This window comes from Marinobacter salexigens (genome assembly GCF_002806945.1).
In the GTDB taxonomy this organism is placed as follows: domain Bacteria; phylum Pseudomonadota; class Gammaproteobacteria; order Pseudomonadales; family Oleiphilaceae; genus Marinobacter; species Marinobacter salexigens.
Genome location: NZ_NIHC01000004.1, coordinates 35,576 through 53,685 on the forward strand (window position 1 = coordinate 35,576; position 18,110 = coordinate 53,685).

The window sequence follows — 18,110 nt, forward strand, 5'->3', positions numbered from 1 at the left end:
GCTATGGAGCAGCAAGAGGAACCGGGTAAAGATCAGAAAATCTGGCAGGTGGTTATGGCCATCCCGGCGGGCAAAGTTGCCAGCTACGGGCAAGTAGCTCAGATGGCCGGCCTTGGGCGGCAAGCGCGGTATATCGGGCGAGCATTGGGCAAACTGCCGAAAGGCCATTCAGTGCCCTGGTACCGGGTTATCCGCAGTAATGGGCAAATCGCTTTTCCCAAAGATTCCGAGATTTACCGGGAGCAGGTTAGTCGGCTGGAAGCCGAAGGCGTTGAGGTGGTTAATGGCAGGGTGGCTATGCGCCGGTTTGGGTGGCAATAAGGGATTGCAGGTGCCCAAGTATCCTTCGCTGTTCATGGTCAGTGGCTTGGGCAAGTCGCGTAGCCAAGTAAGGCAGTAATTTACTCAGGGCTCTCCGGCACTCATCATAAAGCGCAGAGGCTCTGGAGGCCGTCAGCTCGCAGGCCTGTACTCCAAAGCGTTCCAGCTTTTCCCTGCGCATCCATTTTTTACTGCCAGCAAGTGTTAGTGCCGGGATGTCCTGGCTAATATACACAGTGGTGCAGACGATATCGTAGGCCGGGGCAAGCCTGATGGACGCGGCATTCTCGTAGATCAAGCCAAAGTTTTTCAGGTGGGCATCGCCATTCTGTAGTGCGTTACTGATTACAATCATTTTGAAGAATTGCTCCAGCGACGCTCTTTTGTTCGCGGGGCTTACAAAAATTTTTATGGTTTTTGCGATTTGTTCATAGCTACCCGTGTACTTGTCGTCCCTCTGTTTTGCCTGAAGGACGCACATGTCCTCAAAGCCTAATGCACTGCCATCTTCGTTGAGATCAAACCGCTTCATAATAAAGAGTGATTCGTCATCAGAGAGGTGAAACTCCGGCACCGGAATGCCTGCGTATTTGCAGGCCAGCATGCAGCAATACTCATTCAGGGCAAGGGCCGGGTAGTCTTGCCCCCAGGCCTTTATAATGAAGTCGTCCAGGCGCAACGTGGCTTTGTTCTCAAGCTGGGCCAGCACTTTGGGTTGCACGCCACTGAGCGCTGAGCGTAACGCAAAACGTGAAACCAGCTCTTCGAACAGCCCTGGATTTTTTGAATGCAAGAGCGTATCGAGATGAAGCGGGTTGTTTTCAGATTGATCCTGGCGGTTGTACTCGATACGCCCACGGATTGATGGCGCGAGTAGCTTCAGAAGGCCCAGGTCGTCAGTATCGGTGATTTTTGCAAACTGCTTTTTGATGGTGGAGAGCAGGTAACCTTCGGGCAGATGCATTTCAAAGATTGGGTGGAGGTAACGATGGCTGTACTCCCTTCGGCGCACAGGCATCGTTAGAGACACGAAGTGCTCTGGGGGAGAGTTATCATCATAGCTGAAGACAATATCCGCGGTTTCCTTGAACAGCTTCCCCGTTTGGTGTCCGTCTACACAGACATTCAGCTCACTGTTCATCCCTAAGTTCCTCAAATGTAGGGAAAGGCGATTTATCCCGAATGTTGAGTTCCTTGCCCAGGTAATCCAGAATTTTCATTACTTTTCGTATGCCAATGTCGCCCGAGCGACCATTTTCCAGCGCATTGATGGTGGCCCGGGACATGCCGAGGTGTTCAGCCATTGTTTGCTGAGACACCCCATGTTGCTGGCGCAAAGTTGAGATAGTCTGCCCTAAGGTCTGGTAATCCATATTGCTGCCGTTTGTCTAATATACTTTACAATTTATCGCTTTTCTCTGTTTTGTAAAGTATTTTAGTCATTTTTACAACCGCATAGCACCATCTACTTCAATCATGCGGCCAGACAAGTAGTCATTTTCAAAGATAAACGCCACAGCTGAAGCAATCTCTTCGGGCTTACCCATGCGCTTCAATGGAATGCCGGCGGTCATTTTCTCCAGTGCTTCCGGCTTCATGGAGGCGGTCATTTCAGTTTCGATGAAGCCCGGTGCAATACCCATGCAGCGGATTCCGTGGCGGGCCAGTTCTTTTGCCCAGACTGGCACCAGAGCAGACACGCCGGCTTTTGCCGCAGAATAGTTGCTTTGGCCCATGTTGCCAGCGCGGGAAATGGAGGCGATGTTGATGATGACGCCGTTGCTGCGCGTTTGAATCATCCGGGTGGCGGCTTCTCGGCCACACAGGAAAACGCCCGTGAGGTTAACGTCGATAACGGCCTGCCACTGGGACAGTTCCATGCGTTTGGTGACCTCGCCGTCTTTGGCTTTTACCAACAGGCCGTCTCTCAAAATACCAGCGTTGTTAACAAGGCCGTTCAGTTGGCCAAAGTCTTCTGCAATGGCTGCAAATGTTGTTTCTACCTCGTCTTCGTTTGCTACGTTGCACAGGTAAGTTTTTGCTTCAGCCCCAGCCGCCTTGCAGGCCGCTGCCGCCTCTTCAAGTTTGTCTTGTGTAAGGTCTATCAGCGCCAATTTGGCGCCTTTAGCAGCCAGGTATTCTGCCATGGCGAGGCCAAGGCCTTGGCCGCTGCCGGTAATTGCTATCACGGAATCTTGAAGTTTCATGTTTTGCCCTAAATATAGATAACAGATGTAATCGAAAGGGCTGTGAGTATACCAGACCTTTGAATGCCCAAACCCGCTATACGAGAGCCTGATGCCCATATTTTTGTTTATTTTTATTATCATGCCGATTGCCGAAATGGCGGTGCTTATTCAGGTTGGCAGCGTAATTGGTGTGTTTAATACCATCGGTTTCGTGGTGTTGACTGCCGTGGCAGGCGCCTGGTTACTTCGTCAGCAGGGTCTGGCAACTTTACTGAAGGCTAACCAGCGCCTGAACAGCGGTGAGTTGCCGGCAAAAGAGGTTGCCGAGGGATTAATACTGGCAGTTGGCGGTGTGCTTTTACTCACTCCCGGGTTTATTACCGATACCGTCGGGTTTTTGTGCCTTTTACCGTTTAGCCGGCGTTGGCTGGCGGCTCAGGCTCTGAAGCGTATGGTGGTCTCCGGCAAAAGCGGGGGCTTCTACTTCCGGGCAGGCGGTGGTCAGAATCCGTTCGGGCAGGATCCTTTTGGTGATCGTGAAAACCCCTTTGGTCGCCAACGGCCGTTTGATCGCGACGGTAATGGCGACATTATCGAGGGGGAATACCAGGATGAAACGGAAACCCACCACGACCGCCTGGATAAAAAGTAAAAAATTTACTGGGCGGGTGTTGAAAATCCCGGAGCCGTCCCCAGATAGGTCTCACAAGTTCGCCGCGGGCTGATATCTGCCGAAAAACAGCAGGTTAGAGGCCGGGCAATTTTGTCGGATTGCGTTTGCAGTCCGGCCATAAACAGCAAATGTCATTGCCACATTAATCTGACTAATTGGAGAAACCGAGCAATGAAGATTCGTCCGCTACACGATCGTGTTGTTGTACGCCGTAAGGAAGAAGAAGAGAAAACTGCGGGTGGCATCGTGCTGCCGGGTAACGCTAAAGAGAAGCCGTCTCAGGGCGAAGTTATCGCTGTTGGTAACGGTCGCATTCTGGAGAATGGTGAGACTCGTGCGCTGGCAGTCAAAGCGGGAGATACCGTGGTTTTTGGCCAGTATGCCGGCAACACCGTAAAAATCGACGGTGAAGAGCTGCTCATCATGAGCGAAAGCGATATTTACGGCGTGCTTGAGTGATCGCTGAAGCAATTCGCACGAACAGTCACTAACTCGATTGATTCAACGAATTCGGTTTAACGAACAGGAATAGAAGACATGTCAGCAAAAGAAGTTAAATTCGGTGATAGCGCCCGTAAGCGCATGGTTGCAGGTGTCAACATTCTGGCCGACGCGGTTAGGGTAACTCTGGGTCCCAAGGGCCGTAACGTGGTTCTGGAGAAGTCGTTCGGCGCTCCGGTTATCACCAAAGACGGTGTATCGGTTGCCAAAGAAATCGAACTGAAAGACAAGTTCGAGAACATGGGCGCCCAGATGGTGAAGGAAGTTGCTTCCCAGGCGAATGAAACCGCGGGTGACGGTACCACTACTGCAACCGTACTGGCTCAGTCCATTGTTAATGAAGGCGTTAAGTCTGTAACTGCCGGCATGAACCCGATGGATCTGAAGCGCGGCATCGACAAGGCGACCACGGAAGCGGTTAAAGCGATTCGTGAAATGGCCAAGCCCTGCGACGACGGCCGTAGCATTGCACAGGTAGGTACTATCTCTGCCAACGGCGACGAAACCATTGGCAAGCTGATTGCCGATGCCATGGAAAAAGTCGGTAAAGAAGGCGTAATCACGGTTGAAGAAGGCCGTGGCCTGGACGACGAGCTGGACGTGGTAGAGGGCATGCAGTTCGATCGCGGCTTCCTGTCCCCGTACTTCATCAACAACCAGGACAACATGTCTGTTGAGCTTGATGATCCGTTCCTCCTGCTGGTCGACAAGAAGATCTCCAACATCCGTGAGCTGCTGCCGGTGCTTGAAGCCGTTGCAAAAGCAGGCAAGCCACTGATGATTATTGCTGAAGACATCGAAGGCGAAGCGCTGGCAACTCTGGTTGTGAACAACATGCGCGGTATTGTGAAGGTTGCTGCTGTTAAAGCGCCTGGCTTTGGTGATCGTCGTAAGGAAATGCTGCAGGATATCGCTATTCTGAGCGGCGGCACTGTGATCTCCGAAGAAGTGGGTCTGAGCCTTGAGAACACAACTCTGGACGACCTGGGTACCGCCAAGCGCGTAAACGTCACCAAAGAAAACACCACCATTATTGATGGTGCTGGTGCACAGGCTGATATCGAAGCCCGCGTTGAGCAGGTTCGTAAGCAGATTGAAGACAGCTCTTCAGACTACGACAAAGAGAAGCTCCAGGAGCGTGTGGCCAAGCTGGCTGGCGGCGTTGCCGTTATCAAGGTAGGCGCTGGTTCTGAAGTAGAAATGAAAGAGAAGAAGGCACGTGTTGAAGATGCGCTGCACTCTACTCGCGCTGCCGTTGAAGAAGGCATTGTGCCTGGTGGCGGTGTAACCCTGATCCGCGCTATTGCTGCGCTGGACAAGGTTGATGCCATCAACGAAGAGCAGAAAGCGGGTGTTAACATCCTGCGCCGCGCTATGGAAGCGCCTCTGCGCCAGATCGTATCCAACGCAGGCGGTGAGTCTTCTGTAGTGGTTGCCAAGGTTCGCGATGGCGAAGGTTCCTTTGGCTACAACGCTGCTATTGAAGAGTACGGCGACATGCTGGAAATGGGTATTCTGGATCCAGCCAAGGTGACTCGTTCTGCGCTGCAGGCTGCAGCCTCTATCGCATCTTTGATCATCACCACTGAGGCGATGGTTGCAGACGAGCCAGCAGAAGAAGGCGCTGGCGGCGGAATGCCAGACATGGGCGGAATGGGCGGAATGGGAGGTATGGGCGGCATGATGTAATGCCGGTCATAGCTTGCTGATTCCGACCGCGCTCGAAATTCAGGGGCGCGGCCAGATCTGCACACAAAAACCCCGCGTTGGTTCACACTGACGCGGGGTTTTTGTTTTTTTGTCATGAACTTGACCAGTCCGTTTGTTAGACTCGGCAGCCGGTCAACTGTCTGTGTGCAACCGAATGAGTGACGCTGAACCCAAGCCTTTTCTTCGCCCCGGCAAGCTTTTCCTGCTTGTGCTGCTCGGGCTGCTTGTCTATATCGGTACGCTGGTCGTTTTTGTTCCTGCCGGTTGGGTTTGGCACAAGGCTTCTCCTTATGTTTCTTTGCCGTCGCAGGTGCAAGTGCAGCAGGTAGCTGGCCGAGTCTGGAAGGGCGCCGCAGGTATTGTTGTTGCTGGCTTCCCTTTACGAGTGAGCTGGCAGCTGGATTGGCCTTCTGTTACAGAGCTGAAGCAGCCTGTGCAGATTACTGTAGAGACTTCGCAATCGCAGGTTTCGGGTAATGTAACCATAGGCTGGCCCGCAAATGCACAGCTGAATGCTCGTGGCAACATTGCTGTAGCTGAGTTTGAGGATCTGATTCGGCGCAGCGGTGGCGCAATGATCGAAGGTGATGTGAGTATTGATCGCCTGACACTGGAGTGGGCCGATGACCGCATTGTTCGTGCGGATGGTCTCGGAAGGTGGGCCGGGGGGAGCGTAAGCTGGCCTATGGGCAATCAGACGGGTCAGGCCCGGTTCCCGCCCATGCAGGCTAATATGGACACCACCAATGGCGGTGTGGTCTTGGTGGTCTCTGAGCAGGCGGGCAAGGGCCCGGCAGCGGATGCCAGTATTCTCTGGAATGGCATGATGGAGCTACGGGTGTACAAGCGCATGATAGATCTTGCCGGCCAGCCCTGGCCAGATACCGCCAGTCCTGATGATATTGTGTTTCGGGTAAGGCAGCCGCTGTTGCCGGGAGTTCGCTGATGGCTGTTATGCCTGCACCGGAAACCCAGCACCGGATAGCTAAAGTAGTCGCTAATTTTCTGCTTGTGTGGCTGGTTGTTTATTTGGGGATGACCATAGCGAAGGTTACCTGGCTATATGCATGGCAGGACAAGCCCGTTGTGATATCACCTGCGGGCGGTCATGCAGGCGGGCAGTCTATTGGGCCTTCAGGGGGCTTTTCCATGGCCGGCTATGAGTTTTTTGGTCGACCAGAAACGCCGGGGGAGGTCGCCGAAGCGGTTAGACGTGCGGCGCCGGAAACCGGATTAAGGCTCAGGCTTGAGGGTGTTCTTGTAGGACAGCGCCCGGAAGGCTCAGGTGCTATAGTGGCCGGGAGCAACGGAGAAACGGCATGGTACCGTGTTGGTGATCTGCTGCCGGGTAATGCCGAGCTGGCAGAGGTGGAGCCGGGGCGCATACTGATCCGCCGTGGTGGCCGCTATGAGTCACTGACATTTGAGGAAGATGATGTTTCTGCAATGGTTGCAGAAGTAGCGCAAGTGCCTGCAGAATCATCACCGGAAGCGTTTCTTGAAAGTGCAAAACAGCAGTTGGACAGCGCAGGTGCAGCAGCCCTCAACCCTTACGGACTTAGTCCGGCTGATGATTCCGGTTCGTCAGGCTATGTCTATGACGGCTCCAATGCCATGCTGAATGCCGTCAATCTCAAAGCGGGCGATGTGATTACTGCCATTAACGGGCAGCGCCTGGGTAATGTGGAGCAGGATCGGTCGCTGCTGGAAAGCTGGCGGGGCCAGGCCAGCCTTGATATAGAAGTGGAACGTAACGGGTCAATTCTCACCATCAGTTATGCCATACCTGAGCAGTGGCGCTGACCGGGTTCATCGATACAGGAAGAAATCGCCAGATGTATAACCACAAGACCAACTTTTTGCGGGCCTTGGCTCTGCTTGTTCTTCTCCCGCTGATGTCGGTGGCGCACGGCCAGGATGAAACATGGAGGCTGAATCTCAAAGACGCAGACATACGCGCTTTTGTCACTCAGGTTGCAGACATTACCGGTTACAGTTTTGTGGTGGACCCCCGGGTAAAGGGCAAGGTCACTGTTCTTTCCAGTGCACCGATGAACAAGGATCAAATCTACGACTTGTTTCTTGCGGTGCTCAACGTGCATGGTTTTACGGCCATTCCCGGTGAGGAAGTCATCAAGGTTGTGCAGCAGGTGGACGCGAAGCAGTCCGCTGAAGTGCTGGGGCGTTTTCCGAGTGTTCCCTCAGAGCAACTCATCACCCGTGTTATCCAGATTAACAACGCCAGTGCCCTTGAGCTTGTGCCCATTCTCCGGCCGCTGGTGGCAAAGTATGGCCATCTGGCCGGTGTGGCTGCAGCCAATGCGCTGATTATCAGTGACCATGCCTCCAACATTCAACGCATGGAGCAGATTGTTCGGGAGCTGGACAGCCCCTCGAAGTACGAGGTGGAGGTGATCAAGCTTCAGGAAGCCTGGGTGGGCGATATGGTGGCTCTGTTGCAAGAGCTGGCGCCGGATGAGCTGGGCCGCGGCAATGATAATACCGCAAGAAAGTACAGTGTGACTGCCGATGAGCGCAGTAATCGCCTGATCCTCAGGGGAGATGAATCTTTCCGTGGCAAAATGCGCGGCCTGATCCGCCAGTTGGACCAGCCCTCTGCCAGTGGCGGAGCAACCAAGGTTATTCGCCTCAAGCACGCAGACGCAAAAACCCTTACGGAGTTACTGAAAGGCGTGATGGGTGAGCTCAGCAAAGAAGGGGCAGGTGGGGCCTCCAGTGGTGGTGCCAGCAGTAAGCCCCAGAGTAATTTTGCGGTGTTTGCAGATGAGGGGCTCAATGCACTGGTGGTTCGTGGAGAGCCGTCCCTGATGCAGGAGGCGGAAGAAATTGTTGCTGCGCTGGATGTGCGCCGTGCCCAGGTGCTGATTGAAGCTGCGATTGTGGAGATCAGCGATGAGCTGGGACAGGATCTTGGCGTTCAGATTGCGGTGGGTGATGAATCCCGGGGCTCGACTCCGGTAATGGGAACAAACTTTGGTAACGTGGGACGAAGCCTGGGCGATGTGCTCAACGCAATACTGACGGAGTCCGTCATTTCGCCGGCGGTAGGGGGTGTTACCGTGGGTGCCGGCCAGAGAAATGAAAATGGTGTGAGTTGGGGCGTTCTTTTGCAGGCACTCTCTACCTCTGCAGCGGCCAACCTGCTTTCGACACCGAGCATCATCACCCTGGATAACCAGGAATCGGAAATTATTGTAGGCCAGAATGTTCCCTTCCGGACTGGTCAGTCCACTGTCGCGGGCGACGGCACCACCAACCCCTTTACCACCATTGAGCGCCGCGATATCGGCCTGACCCTCAAGGTGACGCCAACCATCAGTGCCGATGGCCTTGTGAGACTGGTGGTTGAGCAAACCACGGAAAGCGTTGCTGACAGCATTGATAATGCATCGGATATTGTTACAAATAAACGTGAAATCAAGACAACGGTACTGGCAGATGATGGCGAAACCATCGTGCTGGGCGGCCTTACCCGTGATGATTACATGGTCAGCAGGAGCAAGGTTCCCTTGCTGGGCGATATTCCCTATCTGGGCCGCTTGTTTTCATCTGAAAATGAACGCCACGTAAAGCGCAACCTGCTGGTGTTTTTACGCCCGAAGATCATGCTGGGTAAGACCGAGGCGGTTGCTGTTACATCCGATAAGTTTAATAAACTTTGGAAGGTCAATCTGGATATTCGTAAAAAACTGGATCTGCCGGTAGTGACATCAGATCCGGGTGTGAATGTTCTGTTCAATCCTGAGGGTGAGTGATCCGGCTGGCTAAGTACTACGCCGGCCAGCTCACTTCAAACCACCATAGGCGGCATCGGGCAATCCATTTGATCTGCCACTAGCCGCATGAGTTCGTATTCTCTCGCTTCAATCACCCCATCGTAGGTAATGCAGTGCCCGCAGGCGTCGATGACTGCGGGCTTCAGCAGTGGCGAAAGGCCGTTGAGGGCTTTCAGAGCTTCCTGAAGCTCCCGCATGGACACCTTGGGAAGCAATGGGTGCTTTGTGCCGTTGCTGGCAAAGCCGGCCATGGCCTCATGGTACAGGGCTTCCGCATCTGTCTGAGTGTTACCGGTTCCGGCCCGGGCCAAAAGGCTCAGCAATTTTTGCAGTGCGGGCATCACCGTTTTGTAACTGCGGTGGCGCACGGGTATTGCACGGGCAGAATCAACCCCGAGATGCCGGGAAAGAAAGCTGGTCAGTGCCAGCTCAAACAAAGTAACGCGGTTGTCGGCATTCACCAGCACTCTTACACAGCGAATCAGTTCAGCGCGCTCCTCTGGGTCCAGTTTTCTGAGGGCGGGCATAGCCAGTTCCAGAGCCGGGAAGCGGATCGCTTCACCAATCTTCTGAAGTGATGGCAGCAGTTTTGCCAGCAGGTCGTTTTGCGGGCCAAATAAGGCGTGATCGGGAAGTAATCCAAGCCTTGCGGTTTGTTCTTTCGGGTTCAGATCGCTGATAAGCAGCGCATAGCAAAGCTGAATGGCTCCTGCCCGGGTGTAAAGCAAGCCGCGAAAGGTGGCAGGCAGTTGTTGCAGCAGCTTGATAGCGAAGTCTTCCCCTTCAGGGCTGATGGTTCCAACGCGCTCAGACAGCTTTTGCATGTTCACCGGGGCCGCGGCCGACGTGGCCACTGCAGAGCCAGACAGGGATGTTCTTCTGCCAGAGGGACTCCCGTAAAGGTCGTTTGCTGTAGTTTTTATGCCCGATGCACCTGCCGGGGAGTACCCTGAGGTTGCCGAGCGCAAATCAGCGCCGGGCTCAGTATCGCGGAGGCGGCTTTTCAGTCGGGCCATCAGCCCGGGCTGGATGGCGTTAATGCGTTGTTCAATTGGGGGGTGGGAAGCGAGAAGTGAGGCGAACTTCATGCGCGTGGCTTCCCCGAAACACATGTGGTTCATATCACTGGCATGGCCGGTGGTGTCCAGATAGCTGCCCCTGAGCCCAATCTTGAACAGGGCGCCGCCAATTCCGTCCGGGTTGCGGGTAAACTGCACCGAAGAGGCATCGGCAAGATTTTCTCGCTGGCGCGAAACGGCCGCCTGAATGAGGCGCCCAAAAAATACCCCCACGTAGCCGATTACGAACAGTGCCACGCCAATAATACCCATGGCCGCCTGAGCACGCCCATCCCGATTTCGTCCTGTCGTTCGACCGTTGCCGTAAAATGAGGCACGAAGAAGGAAGCCGCCGATTTGCCCAATCATCAGGATGCCTGAAAGCAAAGCGATAAGGCGAACGTTCAGGCGCATGTCACCATTAAAGATATGGCTGAATTCGTGCCCCACAACGCCTTGAAGCTCATCTCTGGTCAGTTGAGTGATTGACCCATGGGTAACCACCATCATGGCAGAGCCGGGCGTGTAGCCCGCCACAAAGGCATTGATGCTTGTCTCGTTGTCCATAATGTAGAGTTCTGGCACGGGTACGCCGCTGGCAATGGCCATTTCCTCCACGATATTGCGCAGTATTCGCTCGTCGCTGTCGCGGGTATCAGGATCAATAGGGCGAGCGCCAACCATTTTGGCTACACGGCTTCCTCCGCCGGCAAGATCCACCCAGCGTATAAGGGAGCCCATGCAGATGAGAAAAATGACAGCCGAAGCGGTAATCAACCCGTGGCTGGAAACCAGCCAGTAATGAAAGGGCTGGCCAGAGGTTTCGCTGCGGGTTACGAAATAACCCACAAGGCAGACCGCCAGGGTGATCAGTACGACCGCTGCGAGGAATAAAAAGACCAGCAGGCTGGTGTTGCGCCGGGCACTGGCCTGGCGCTGGAAAAAACCGCGGTGAGCCATATTTCAGGGCCTCAAAAGGCCACTTTTGGCACCTGGCGGGCCTCTGGCGACTCAAGCTCGAGTTGGGACGTTTCCTTGAAGGCAAACATGCCGGCAATCACGTTGTTTGGGAACTGCTCGCGGAAGATGTTGTAGCTCATTACACCATCGTTATAGGCCTGGCGGGCAAAAGATACGCGGTTTTCGGTGCTGGAAAGCTCTTCCATCAACTGCTGGATGGTTTCGTTGGCTTTCAGGTCCGGATAGTTTTCTGCCACGGCATAAAAGTTGGCGAGGGCTTTGGTGAGTAGGTTTTCAGCGCCGCCAAGACGCTGGATTTTTGTGCCGTCTCCCGGGTCTTTGGCGGCGTCTTTCTGGGCGCTGACGGCGTTGTTTCTGGCTTCCATAACCTGTGTGAGCGTTGATTTCTCGTGGCTCAGGTAGGCTTTGGCGGCTTCGACCAGGTTGGGAATCAGATCGTGCCTGCGCTGGAGTTGCACATCAATCTGCGCAAAGCCATTTTTGAACTGGTTGCGCAAGGACACCAGACGGTTGTAGATAGAAACCAGATAGAATGCCACAACGGCAATAACAATCAGGCCAATGATAGTGGTACCCATAGCAACTCCTGTGAGGTGGTAGTTCAGGCGTTATTTTCGACTGTTTGCTGGTGAAAACCCTGAACAAATGTCTCAAAATCTGCGGTACGCAGTGGTTTGCTGAAGAAGTACCCCTGTGCCAGTTTGCAACCGCGTTGGGTGAGGTAATACTCCTGCTCAGCCGTTTCCACGCCTTCGGCAACAACCGTCAGATTGAGGCTTTTGCCAAGGTCAATGATGGTATTGGTAATTCGGGTGTCTTCTTCGTTAACAAGCAGGTCGCGAATAAACTGCTTGTCAATTTTCAGGTGCTGTACCGGCATTTTCTTCAGGTAGGTAAGGGACGAGTAACCTGTGCCAAAGTCATCCACTGCAATGCTGATGCCTGCCTGGTTCAGGGTGTGCAACTTTGCCACTGCGTCCGATAAGTTTGTCATAAAGCTGGTTTCAGTTACCTCGAGTTCCAGGCGGCCAGCTGGAATATCATGGCGCTGCAGCGTGTCCAGAATATCATCCACAATGCGATCCTGATGCAGCTGCACTGCCGACAGGTTAACGGCAATGCGTAAAGGCAGCCCTTTATCTGCCCACCGTTTGGCCTGCAGGCAGGCTTGTTCAAGAACCCACTGGCCAATCTCAACAATGCTACCGTTGCTTTCTGCCACGGGAATAAAGTAGTCCGGCGGCACCAGACCGCGCACCGGATGCTCCCAGCGGAGGAGCGCTTCAGCGCCGATAACCCTTTTGGTTTCGAGGTTTACCTGGGGTTGGTAAACAAGGTGTAGCTGATTCAAAGCCAGGGCATCGAGCAGATCCTTTTCCAGGTGTTTGCGATCGCGAATCTCCTGATCGATGCTGGCTACGTAAAACTGGAAGTGATCCCGGCCTTTTTGTTTGGCCAGCATCATGGTCTGCTCTGCGCTCTGCAGTAATCTGTCTGGCTGGATGGCATCGGAAGGGTAAAGTGCTATGCCCAGGGTTGCTGTGAGAGCAACGCTCAGGTTTTCCACTACCATGGTTTCATTTACCCCGGCGAGAATAGCTTCGGCGGTATCGGCGGCCTGGAAGCCGTCCTTCAGCCCTTTCTCAACAATAACAAACTGGTCGCCGCCAAGGCGTGCGACTGTGAAGCGTGATCCATTGAGCGTGTTGACGAGCCTGTCTGCGATGGTTTGGAGGGTAAAGTCCCCTGCGCGAAAGCCGCATTGATCGTTGATAGACTTGAAGTCATCGATGCCGCAAACGATGACAGCCAACATCCGGTTGTTGCGTTTTGATTCGTCTATATCGGTCTGTAGGCGCTCCATGAAACTGTCACGGCTCAGGAGGCCGGTAAGCTGGTCATAGCGAGCAAGCCGGTTGACTCTGTCTTCGGCTTCGCGGTGGCGCTTCTGGCTTTCACCAATGGCGACAAGCAGGGTGTTGGTAGCGCTTACCCAGAGGCCGAGTTCATCATTTTCATGGCCTGCCGGTGTTGCAACCAGGCGGTCGTCCGGGAGCTCAGGATTAACTTGTTTTACGGAGCGCACAATGCGCAACAGTGGGCGAGTGAGCAGCATGTAGAAGACAAAGTACAGCACCATGCCAAGAATGACGGCCGTGGCCACTACTGACGTTAGGGTAACCATGGCGCGGCTTAGCCACATGTGGGCTGCTGGAACTGTGTCGTAGTGGACAACGAAATATCCGTAAACGGTGCTGGAATCGCCATTGCGGGTCAGTTCTGTACGGAACCGGCGCTCTTTGCCAAAAATAAAATTAATCAATGGGCTGAAAGCGCTCTCAACCATAGGGCGCGTGCTGCTACTCAAGGGCTCTTTATTGGTGTGAAGGATCTGGGCCAGGTGTACGTCGTCCCGGGCAAACAGGCCATCAATCACCTGGTCTGCCAGGCTGGCATCTATGCTGAAAACTGCCTGAGTGGCCGCATCTTTGACCATGGCAATGGTTTGCTTGGCCTGATTGTCGAGGTTCTCAGACACGCGCCGTGCATCCAGCGCCACCTGAATGGCACTGACAATCACACCACTGACTAACGCGACGGCAAGGATCCACCGAAGAATTCGGTAACCCAGGCGATTTTCTACCTTAAACGATTTCTGCATTCAGGTCCGTCTTTAGCCTGGTTTACAGGCGCCCGTATACTTGTTAGCCGCTGCATGTCGGCGGCTTGGAAGATATTGCCCCGACGTTACAGATTATGAATCAGGTTAAATTACTCTGTAAGAATTATCGGCAATTATTTCTGATACTTCAGAATATAAGCGTTTCAATTTGTAAGTTAGGAGCAATCTTTATGCAAAAACGCCCGCAGAAAGCGGGCGTTTTATGATTCAGCCGCTGCCGACTGAATCCGGAAATCTGGCTGTGTTGATTACGCCAGGTTTTCGTTAACGAAATCCCAGTTAACCAGTTTCCAGAATGCTTCCAGATAGTTCGGGCGCGAGTTACGATAATCAATGTAGTACGCATGCTCCCAAACATCCACAGTCAGCACAGGTTTGTCTGCGCCAGTCAGTGGTGTTTCTGCATTGCTGGTGTTGGCAATAGCAACGCTGCCGTCAGCCTTCTTGACCAGCCACGTCCAGCCAGAACCGAAGTTTTTGGCGGCGTTGTCGTTAAATTCTTTCTTGAAGTTTTCGAACGAGCCAAACGCTTTCTCGATAGCTTCTTTAGCTGCGCCGGTTGGTTCGCCGCCGCCATTCGGGCTCAGGCAGTGCCAGTAGAAGGTGTGGTTCCACACCTGGGCTGCGTTGTTGAACAGACCGCCACTGGCGCTTTTGATGATCTCTTCGAGTGATTTGTTGGCGTTGTCAGTACCTTCAACCAGTCCGTTAAGGTTGGTTACATAGGTGTTGTGGTGCTTGCCGTAATGGTACTCGAGGGTTTCAGCAGAGATGTGTGGTTCCAGTGCGTTCTTTTCGTAAGGTAGTGCGGGAAGTTCAAATGCCATGAGATCGTTCTCCCTGGTTCTCTCTGTTTATAGTGAATGTCACGGCTCTAATATAGGGTCGATTTGAGCGATATCAACCCCTAAGGCTATTTCAGTCTTTATCGCTGTTGCTTAACGAGCTGCTGAATTCCGGGCTGCCGGGCAAAAACTGCACGCAATTTCTTACCCGCCAAACCAGTTCTGCGTAGCTGTCTGCCAGAACGTTTACGTGGCCAAGCTTTCGGCCTGGCCGTTCGCCTTTATTATAGAGGTGCACATGAGCGTAAGGGAGTTCAAGCAGGCGTTCAATGTTTCCGTGCTCTCCGATGATGTTAATCATGCAGCTAAGGCCGCGGGGCTCAACGCTGCCCAGGGGATGCCCGCCAACGGCGCGGATATGGTTCTCGAACTGGCTGGTCATTGCGCCCTCAATGCTCCAGTGCCCGGAGTTATGAACTCGGGGGGCCATCTCATTGGCCACCAGCCCGTTGGCTGTTTCAAACAACTCTAGCGTGAGTACGCCTACGTACTTCAGTTCGTTCAACAGTGCTTTTATATACAGCTCGGCATCTTCCTGAATGTGTTTTTCCAGTTTCGGCGCAGGGGCAATGGCGTAGCGCAAAATCCCTTCGTGATGAGTGTTTTCTGAAATAGGATAAAAGGCCAGTTGACCATCCTCGCCACGTACCGCAATGATGGAAACTTCGCGGCTGAACTCTACGAACTTTTCGACCATCAGCCGCGGATGCCCAATGCTTTCCCAGGCGGCTTCTGCGTCTTCAGGCGTTTTCAGCACGGCCTGGCCTTTGCCGTCGTAGCCTTCGGTATTGGATTTGGCGACTACCGGGCAGCCCAGGCTTTCCGCAGCGGCTTTCAGGGAGGCGGCACTGTCGGCAACTTTCCATTGTGGTGTGGGGATGCCCAGCTCGCCGAACAGTGTTTTCTCTGCTTCACGGTTTTGGCATACCTGCAGGGCGCGGGGGCAGGGGTGCACCGGCTTTTCTTTTGCCAGCTTTTCGGCAACTTCTACGGGCAGGTGTTCAAATTCGTAGGTTACGCGATCGACCCGAGACAGGAAGTCGTCGAGGTGTTTGCCTTCGCGATCAACGATGACTTCACCCAGGCCGGCACTGGGGTTGCCGGACATGTCATAGAAAACAAAGGTTTTGGCCAGCGGATATCCGGCGAGGGCAAGCATTCTTCCCAGTTGGCCGGCACCTAGTACACCAATTCTCATTTGTATTCTCCTGCCGTTGTCGGGCATTGATCAAAGTTTGGGTGGTTGGCGCGGCAGGGGCGAGGCTTTACAAAACACGCTGTGAATGCGTCCGTGTACGCTTGGCTCCGCCATCCATGGCTCCGCACAGTTTTGTAAAGCCTCGCCCCTGCCGCGCAGTCAGAAATGGCCCGTGGATTCACTGCTCTTGTGGGTCAGGGTTGTCCAGGATTGTTTGGGTCTGTGTTGTTCGGAATTCGTCTACGGCTTTTCGCACGCTTTCATCGAAGGTGCCAATAATTTGTGCGGCCAGTAAACCGGCATTGGTGGCACCAGCGTTGCCGATGGCCAGTGTGCCTACGGCGATGCCGCCGGGCATTTGTACGATGGAGAGCAGCGAATCAAGGCCGCTAAGTGCTTTGGACTGTACGGGGACGCCCAGTACCGGCAAGGATGTTTGCGATGCCACCATGCCGGGCAGGTGGGCTGCTCCGCCGGCGCCTGCAATGATGACTTTCAGGCCGCGGTCGGAGGCGCTTTTGGCGTAGTCGAAAAGCAGATCCGGGGTGCGGTGGGCTGAGACGACTTTGGTTTCGTAGGCCACGCCGAGTTTTTCGAGCATGTTGGCGGCGTGTTCCATGGTGGGCCAGTCGGATTTGGAGCCCATGATAAGTCCTACAAGCGGCTGCATACGCAACTGTCCTGTGATAATTGGAAAGCCGGACATTGTATGTTTTGGCTATCTGCCATGCAAGAAGGGTCTTTGGGTGCATGGCACGGCAGGGGCTTCTTTTCCAGGAACCGCTACAAGCACCCCTGCGGGGTCCGGCCAGCAATCACAGATTGCTGTCGTTCGGCTGCGCATGAAGCTCTGCTTCATAAACGCTTGCTTCACCCATGTGCGCTTGTCTCCGGCCATCCATAGCCTACGACATTCCTGGAAAAGAAGCCCCTGCCGTACCCCGATCCCTGGCGTGGGAACCCAAAATCCATATCTTTTGGCTTCTTCATTTCAACCCTCTCGCAGGTGCATGTATTATCAGGGCTAGTTAAATGAATCGCCCATACCCAGGAGTTGTAATGGAACCCATCCGTCCAGATGACGATGAGCTCAGAGCCGAGCGGCCTATTGGTGCGCCGGAAAAGAAGACACCAGTTCAGAAGAAGCCGAAATCATCCGCCGAGGGTGACGGTGGGAAGTCCAGGCCGCCGAAACCGGGAAAAGGCAACGGTAGTGGCAATGGTGGCGGTACTGGTCGGTCGGGGTTGGCTGTTTTGTGGTTGCTGGTGATTGCGGTGGCTGTTGCTTCGGTGGCGGGGTGGTATTCCCAAAATCAGCGCCTTCAGATTCTGGAAGGGCAGTTGGAGGAGGCAGATTACTGGGCGCGGCAGAGTAAGTTGGCGTTGGCGCGTTTTGAAGGGGATCTTTCTGAGACGGGTGAGACTCTGCAGGAGCGTGGTGCTTCGTTGACTGGGCAGTTGGAGGCTCAGAAGAAGCAGCTGGATGTTGCAGATAGCGAGATTCGAAAGCTTTGGGTGGTCGCTAACGAGCGGAACAAGAATCGTCTGGAAGATCATCAGAAGCGGATTGCTGCTGCAGAAACAGGGCTCACGGAGAGTAAAAAAGCATTAACGGATATGGGGGCCACGGTTGAAAAGGTTCGAGCGTCGCTCAGTGTCGATGTGGCGGCATTGTCCAAACAAACGGAGACCTCTGTTGCTGCTCTTGAGACAGCCAACCGGCAGGCGACGGAGCAGTTGACTGTTTTGAGTAAGCAGCTGGCGGATGTTGATCAGGTGGTTGAGCGCCAAGTACGGCGCTTTGAGCAGGAGCAGAAGCTTGGGATCAGTGGTATAGAAGGGCGTTTGTCAGTTCTGGAAAAGAAGCTGGCGGGTCTTTCAGATAATGATACGGAACGTGCACTCAGGAGTGAGTTGGCCTCAATCAAGAGGGATGTGCAGGTAATTGATTCGTCCCGTGCCCAGCTTACTTCAAGGCTTGTGCGGTTGTCGGATGAGGTTAACCAGCTGCGTAATCAGGTTCAGGGGCAGTAATCGGTTTTTAGTTTGAGGGGAGGGCGTCACACCATATGAGGGCGCCCGGGTTTGTTACAGTTTGTTATCCATCTCTTGCGGTAGCTCTCATTTATCCCGCTTGGCAGTTGTTATGATCAG

17 protein-coding genes are annotated in these 18,110 nt (G+C 54.0%); 8 read left to right on the forward strand and 9 right to left on the reverse strand.

The annotated features are described in order from the left end of the window. The first annotated feature begins 3 nt into the window (after nucleotides 1-3). Nucleotides 4-321, forward strand: a complete 318-nt coding sequence (locus tag CDH47_RS08155) for an MGMT family protein (RefSeq protein WP_100639395.1) — start codon at nucleotides 4-6, stop codon at nucleotides 319-321. Here CDH47_RS08155 and CDH47_RS08160 read toward each other — a convergent pair. The 3 genes from CDH47_RS08160 to CDH47_RS08170 all read right to left on the reverse strand — a co-directional run bounded on the left by CDH47_RS08160 (nucleotide 296) and on the right by CDH47_RS08170 (nucleotide 2,528). Further along, on the reverse strand, nucleotides 296-1,462 hold the full coding sequence (locus tag CDH47_RS08160; RefSeq protein ID WP_100639396.1) for a type II toxin-antitoxin system HipA family toxin: 1,167 nt from the start codon (nucleotides 1,460-1,462) through the stop codon (nucleotides 296-298). The genes CDH47_RS08155 and CDH47_RS08160 overlap by 26 nt on opposite strands. Then, nucleotides 1,452-1,694: a helix-turn-helix transcriptional regulator gene (locus tag CDH47_RS08165; RefSeq protein WP_100639397.1), complete on the reverse strand. Its 243-nt coding sequence runs from the start codon at nucleotides 1,692-1,694 to the stop codon at nucleotides 1,452-1,454. The genes CDH47_RS08160 and CDH47_RS08165 overlap by 11 nt, the downstream gene beginning before the upstream one ends. 72 nt (nucleotides 1,695-1,766) lie before the next feature. After that, on the reverse strand, nucleotides 1,767-2,528 hold the full coding sequence (locus CDH47_RS08170; RefSeq protein WP_100639398.1) for an SDR family oxidoreductase: 762 nt from the start codon (nucleotides 2,526-2,528) through the stop codon (nucleotides 1,767-1,769). Nucleotides 2,529-2,619: 91 nt separating this feature from the next. Here CDH47_RS08170 and CDH47_RS08175 point away from each other — a divergent pair, with 91 nt between their 5' ends. The 6 genes from CDH47_RS08175 to gspD all read left to right on the forward strand — a co-directional run bounded on the left by CDH47_RS08175 (nucleotide 2,620) and on the right by gspD (nucleotide 9,170). After that, on the forward strand, nucleotides 2,620-3,162 hold the full coding sequence (locus tag CDH47_RS08175) for an FxsA family protein (protein WP_100639399.1): 543 nt from the start codon (nucleotides 2,620-2,622) through the stop codon (nucleotides 3,160-3,162). A gap of 192 nt (nucleotides 3,163-3,354) precedes the next feature. Next, nucleotides 3,355-3,642, forward strand: coding sequence for a co-chaperone GroES (gene groES / locus CDH47_RS08180; RefSeq protein ID WP_100639400.1), 288 nt, complete (start codon nucleotides 3,355-3,357; stop codon nucleotides 3,640-3,642). 78 nt (nucleotides 3,643-3,720) lie between these two features. Next, a complete protein-coding gene (groL, locus tag CDH47_RS08185) occupies nucleotides 3,721-5,373 on the forward strand; it encodes a chaperonin GroEL (RefSeq protein WP_100639401.1) in 1,653 nt (550 codons plus the stop codon). Nucleotides 5,374-5,548: 175 nt separating this feature from the next. Further along, nucleotides 5,549-6,340 carry a type II secretion system protein N gene (gene gspN, locus CDH47_RS08190; RefSeq protein ID WP_100639402.1) on the forward strand — a complete coding sequence of 264 codons (792 nt, stop codon included), beginning with the start codon at nucleotides 5,549-5,551 and terminating at the stop codon, nucleotides 6,338-6,340. After that, nucleotides 6,340-7,197 (forward strand): type II secretion system protein N, encoded by an 858-nt coding sequence (locus tag CDH47_RS08195; RefSeq protein ID WP_100639403.1) that lies wholly within the window; start codon nucleotides 6,340-6,342, stop codon nucleotides 7,195-7,197. The genes gspN and CDH47_RS08195 overlap by 1 nt, the downstream gene beginning before the upstream one ends. Nucleotides 7,198-7,229: 32 nt before the next feature. Beyond that, nucleotides 7,230-9,170 carry a type II secretion system secretin GspD gene (gspD, locus tag CDH47_RS08200; protein WP_100639404.1) on the forward strand — a complete coding sequence of 647 codons (1,941 nt, stop codon included), beginning with the start codon at nucleotides 7,230-7,232 and terminating at the stop codon, nucleotides 9,168-9,170. Between the two features lie 35 nt (nucleotides 9,171-9,205). On the opposite strand, the gene CDH47_RS08205 is transcribed toward gspD, so the two are convergent. The 6 genes from CDH47_RS08205 to purE form a co-directional block, all read right to left on the reverse strand. Beyond that, a complete protein-coding gene (locus tag CDH47_RS08205; protein ID WP_100639405.1) occupies nucleotides 9,206-11,209 on the reverse strand; it encodes a M48 family metalloprotease in 2,004 nt (667 codons plus the stop codon). Nucleotides 11,210-11,220: 11 nt separating this feature from the next. Next, on the reverse strand, nucleotides 11,221-11,808 hold the full coding sequence (locus tag CDH47_RS08210) for a LemA family protein (protein ID WP_100639406.1): 588 nt from the start codon (nucleotides 11,806-11,808) through the stop codon (nucleotides 11,221-11,223). A 23-nt stretch (nucleotides 11,809-11,831) separates the two neighbouring features. Then, complete coding sequence (locus CDH47_RS08215; protein WP_100639407.1) at nucleotides 11,832-13,892, reverse strand: putative bifunctional diguanylate cyclase/phosphodiesterase; 2,061 nt, start codon at nucleotides 13,890-13,892, stop codon at nucleotides 11,832-11,834. Nucleotides 13,893-14,161: 269 nt separating this feature from the next. Then, complete coding sequence (gene sodB / locus CDH47_RS08220) at nucleotides 14,162-14,740, reverse strand: superoxide dismutase [Fe] (protein ID WP_100639408.1); 579 nt, start codon at nucleotides 14,738-14,740, stop codon at nucleotides 14,162-14,164. A 91-nt stretch (nucleotides 14,741-14,831) separates the two neighbouring features. Next, on the reverse strand, nucleotides 14,832-15,956 hold the full coding sequence (locus tag CDH47_RS08225; RefSeq protein ID WP_100639409.1) for a 5-(carboxyamino)imidazole ribonucleotide synthase: 1,125 nt from the start codon (nucleotides 15,954-15,956) through the stop codon (nucleotides 14,832-14,834). Nucleotides 15,957-16,134: 178 nt separating this feature from the next. Continuing rightward, nucleotides 16,135-16,626 (reverse strand): 5-(carboxyamino)imidazole ribonucleotide mutase, encoded by a 492-nt coding sequence (gene purE, locus CDH47_RS08230; RefSeq protein ID WP_100639410.1) that lies wholly within the window; start codon nucleotides 16,624-16,626, stop codon nucleotides 16,135-16,137. A 389-nt stretch (nucleotides 16,627-17,015) separates the two neighbouring features. Between purE and CDH47_RS08235 the strand changes: the two genes are divergently transcribed. Then, a complete protein-coding gene (locus CDH47_RS08235; RefSeq protein WP_100639411.1) occupies nucleotides 17,016-17,990 on the forward strand; it encodes a hypothetical protein in 975 nt (324 codons plus the stop codon). The last annotated feature ends 120 nt before the right edge of the window (nucleotides 17,991-18,110 follow it).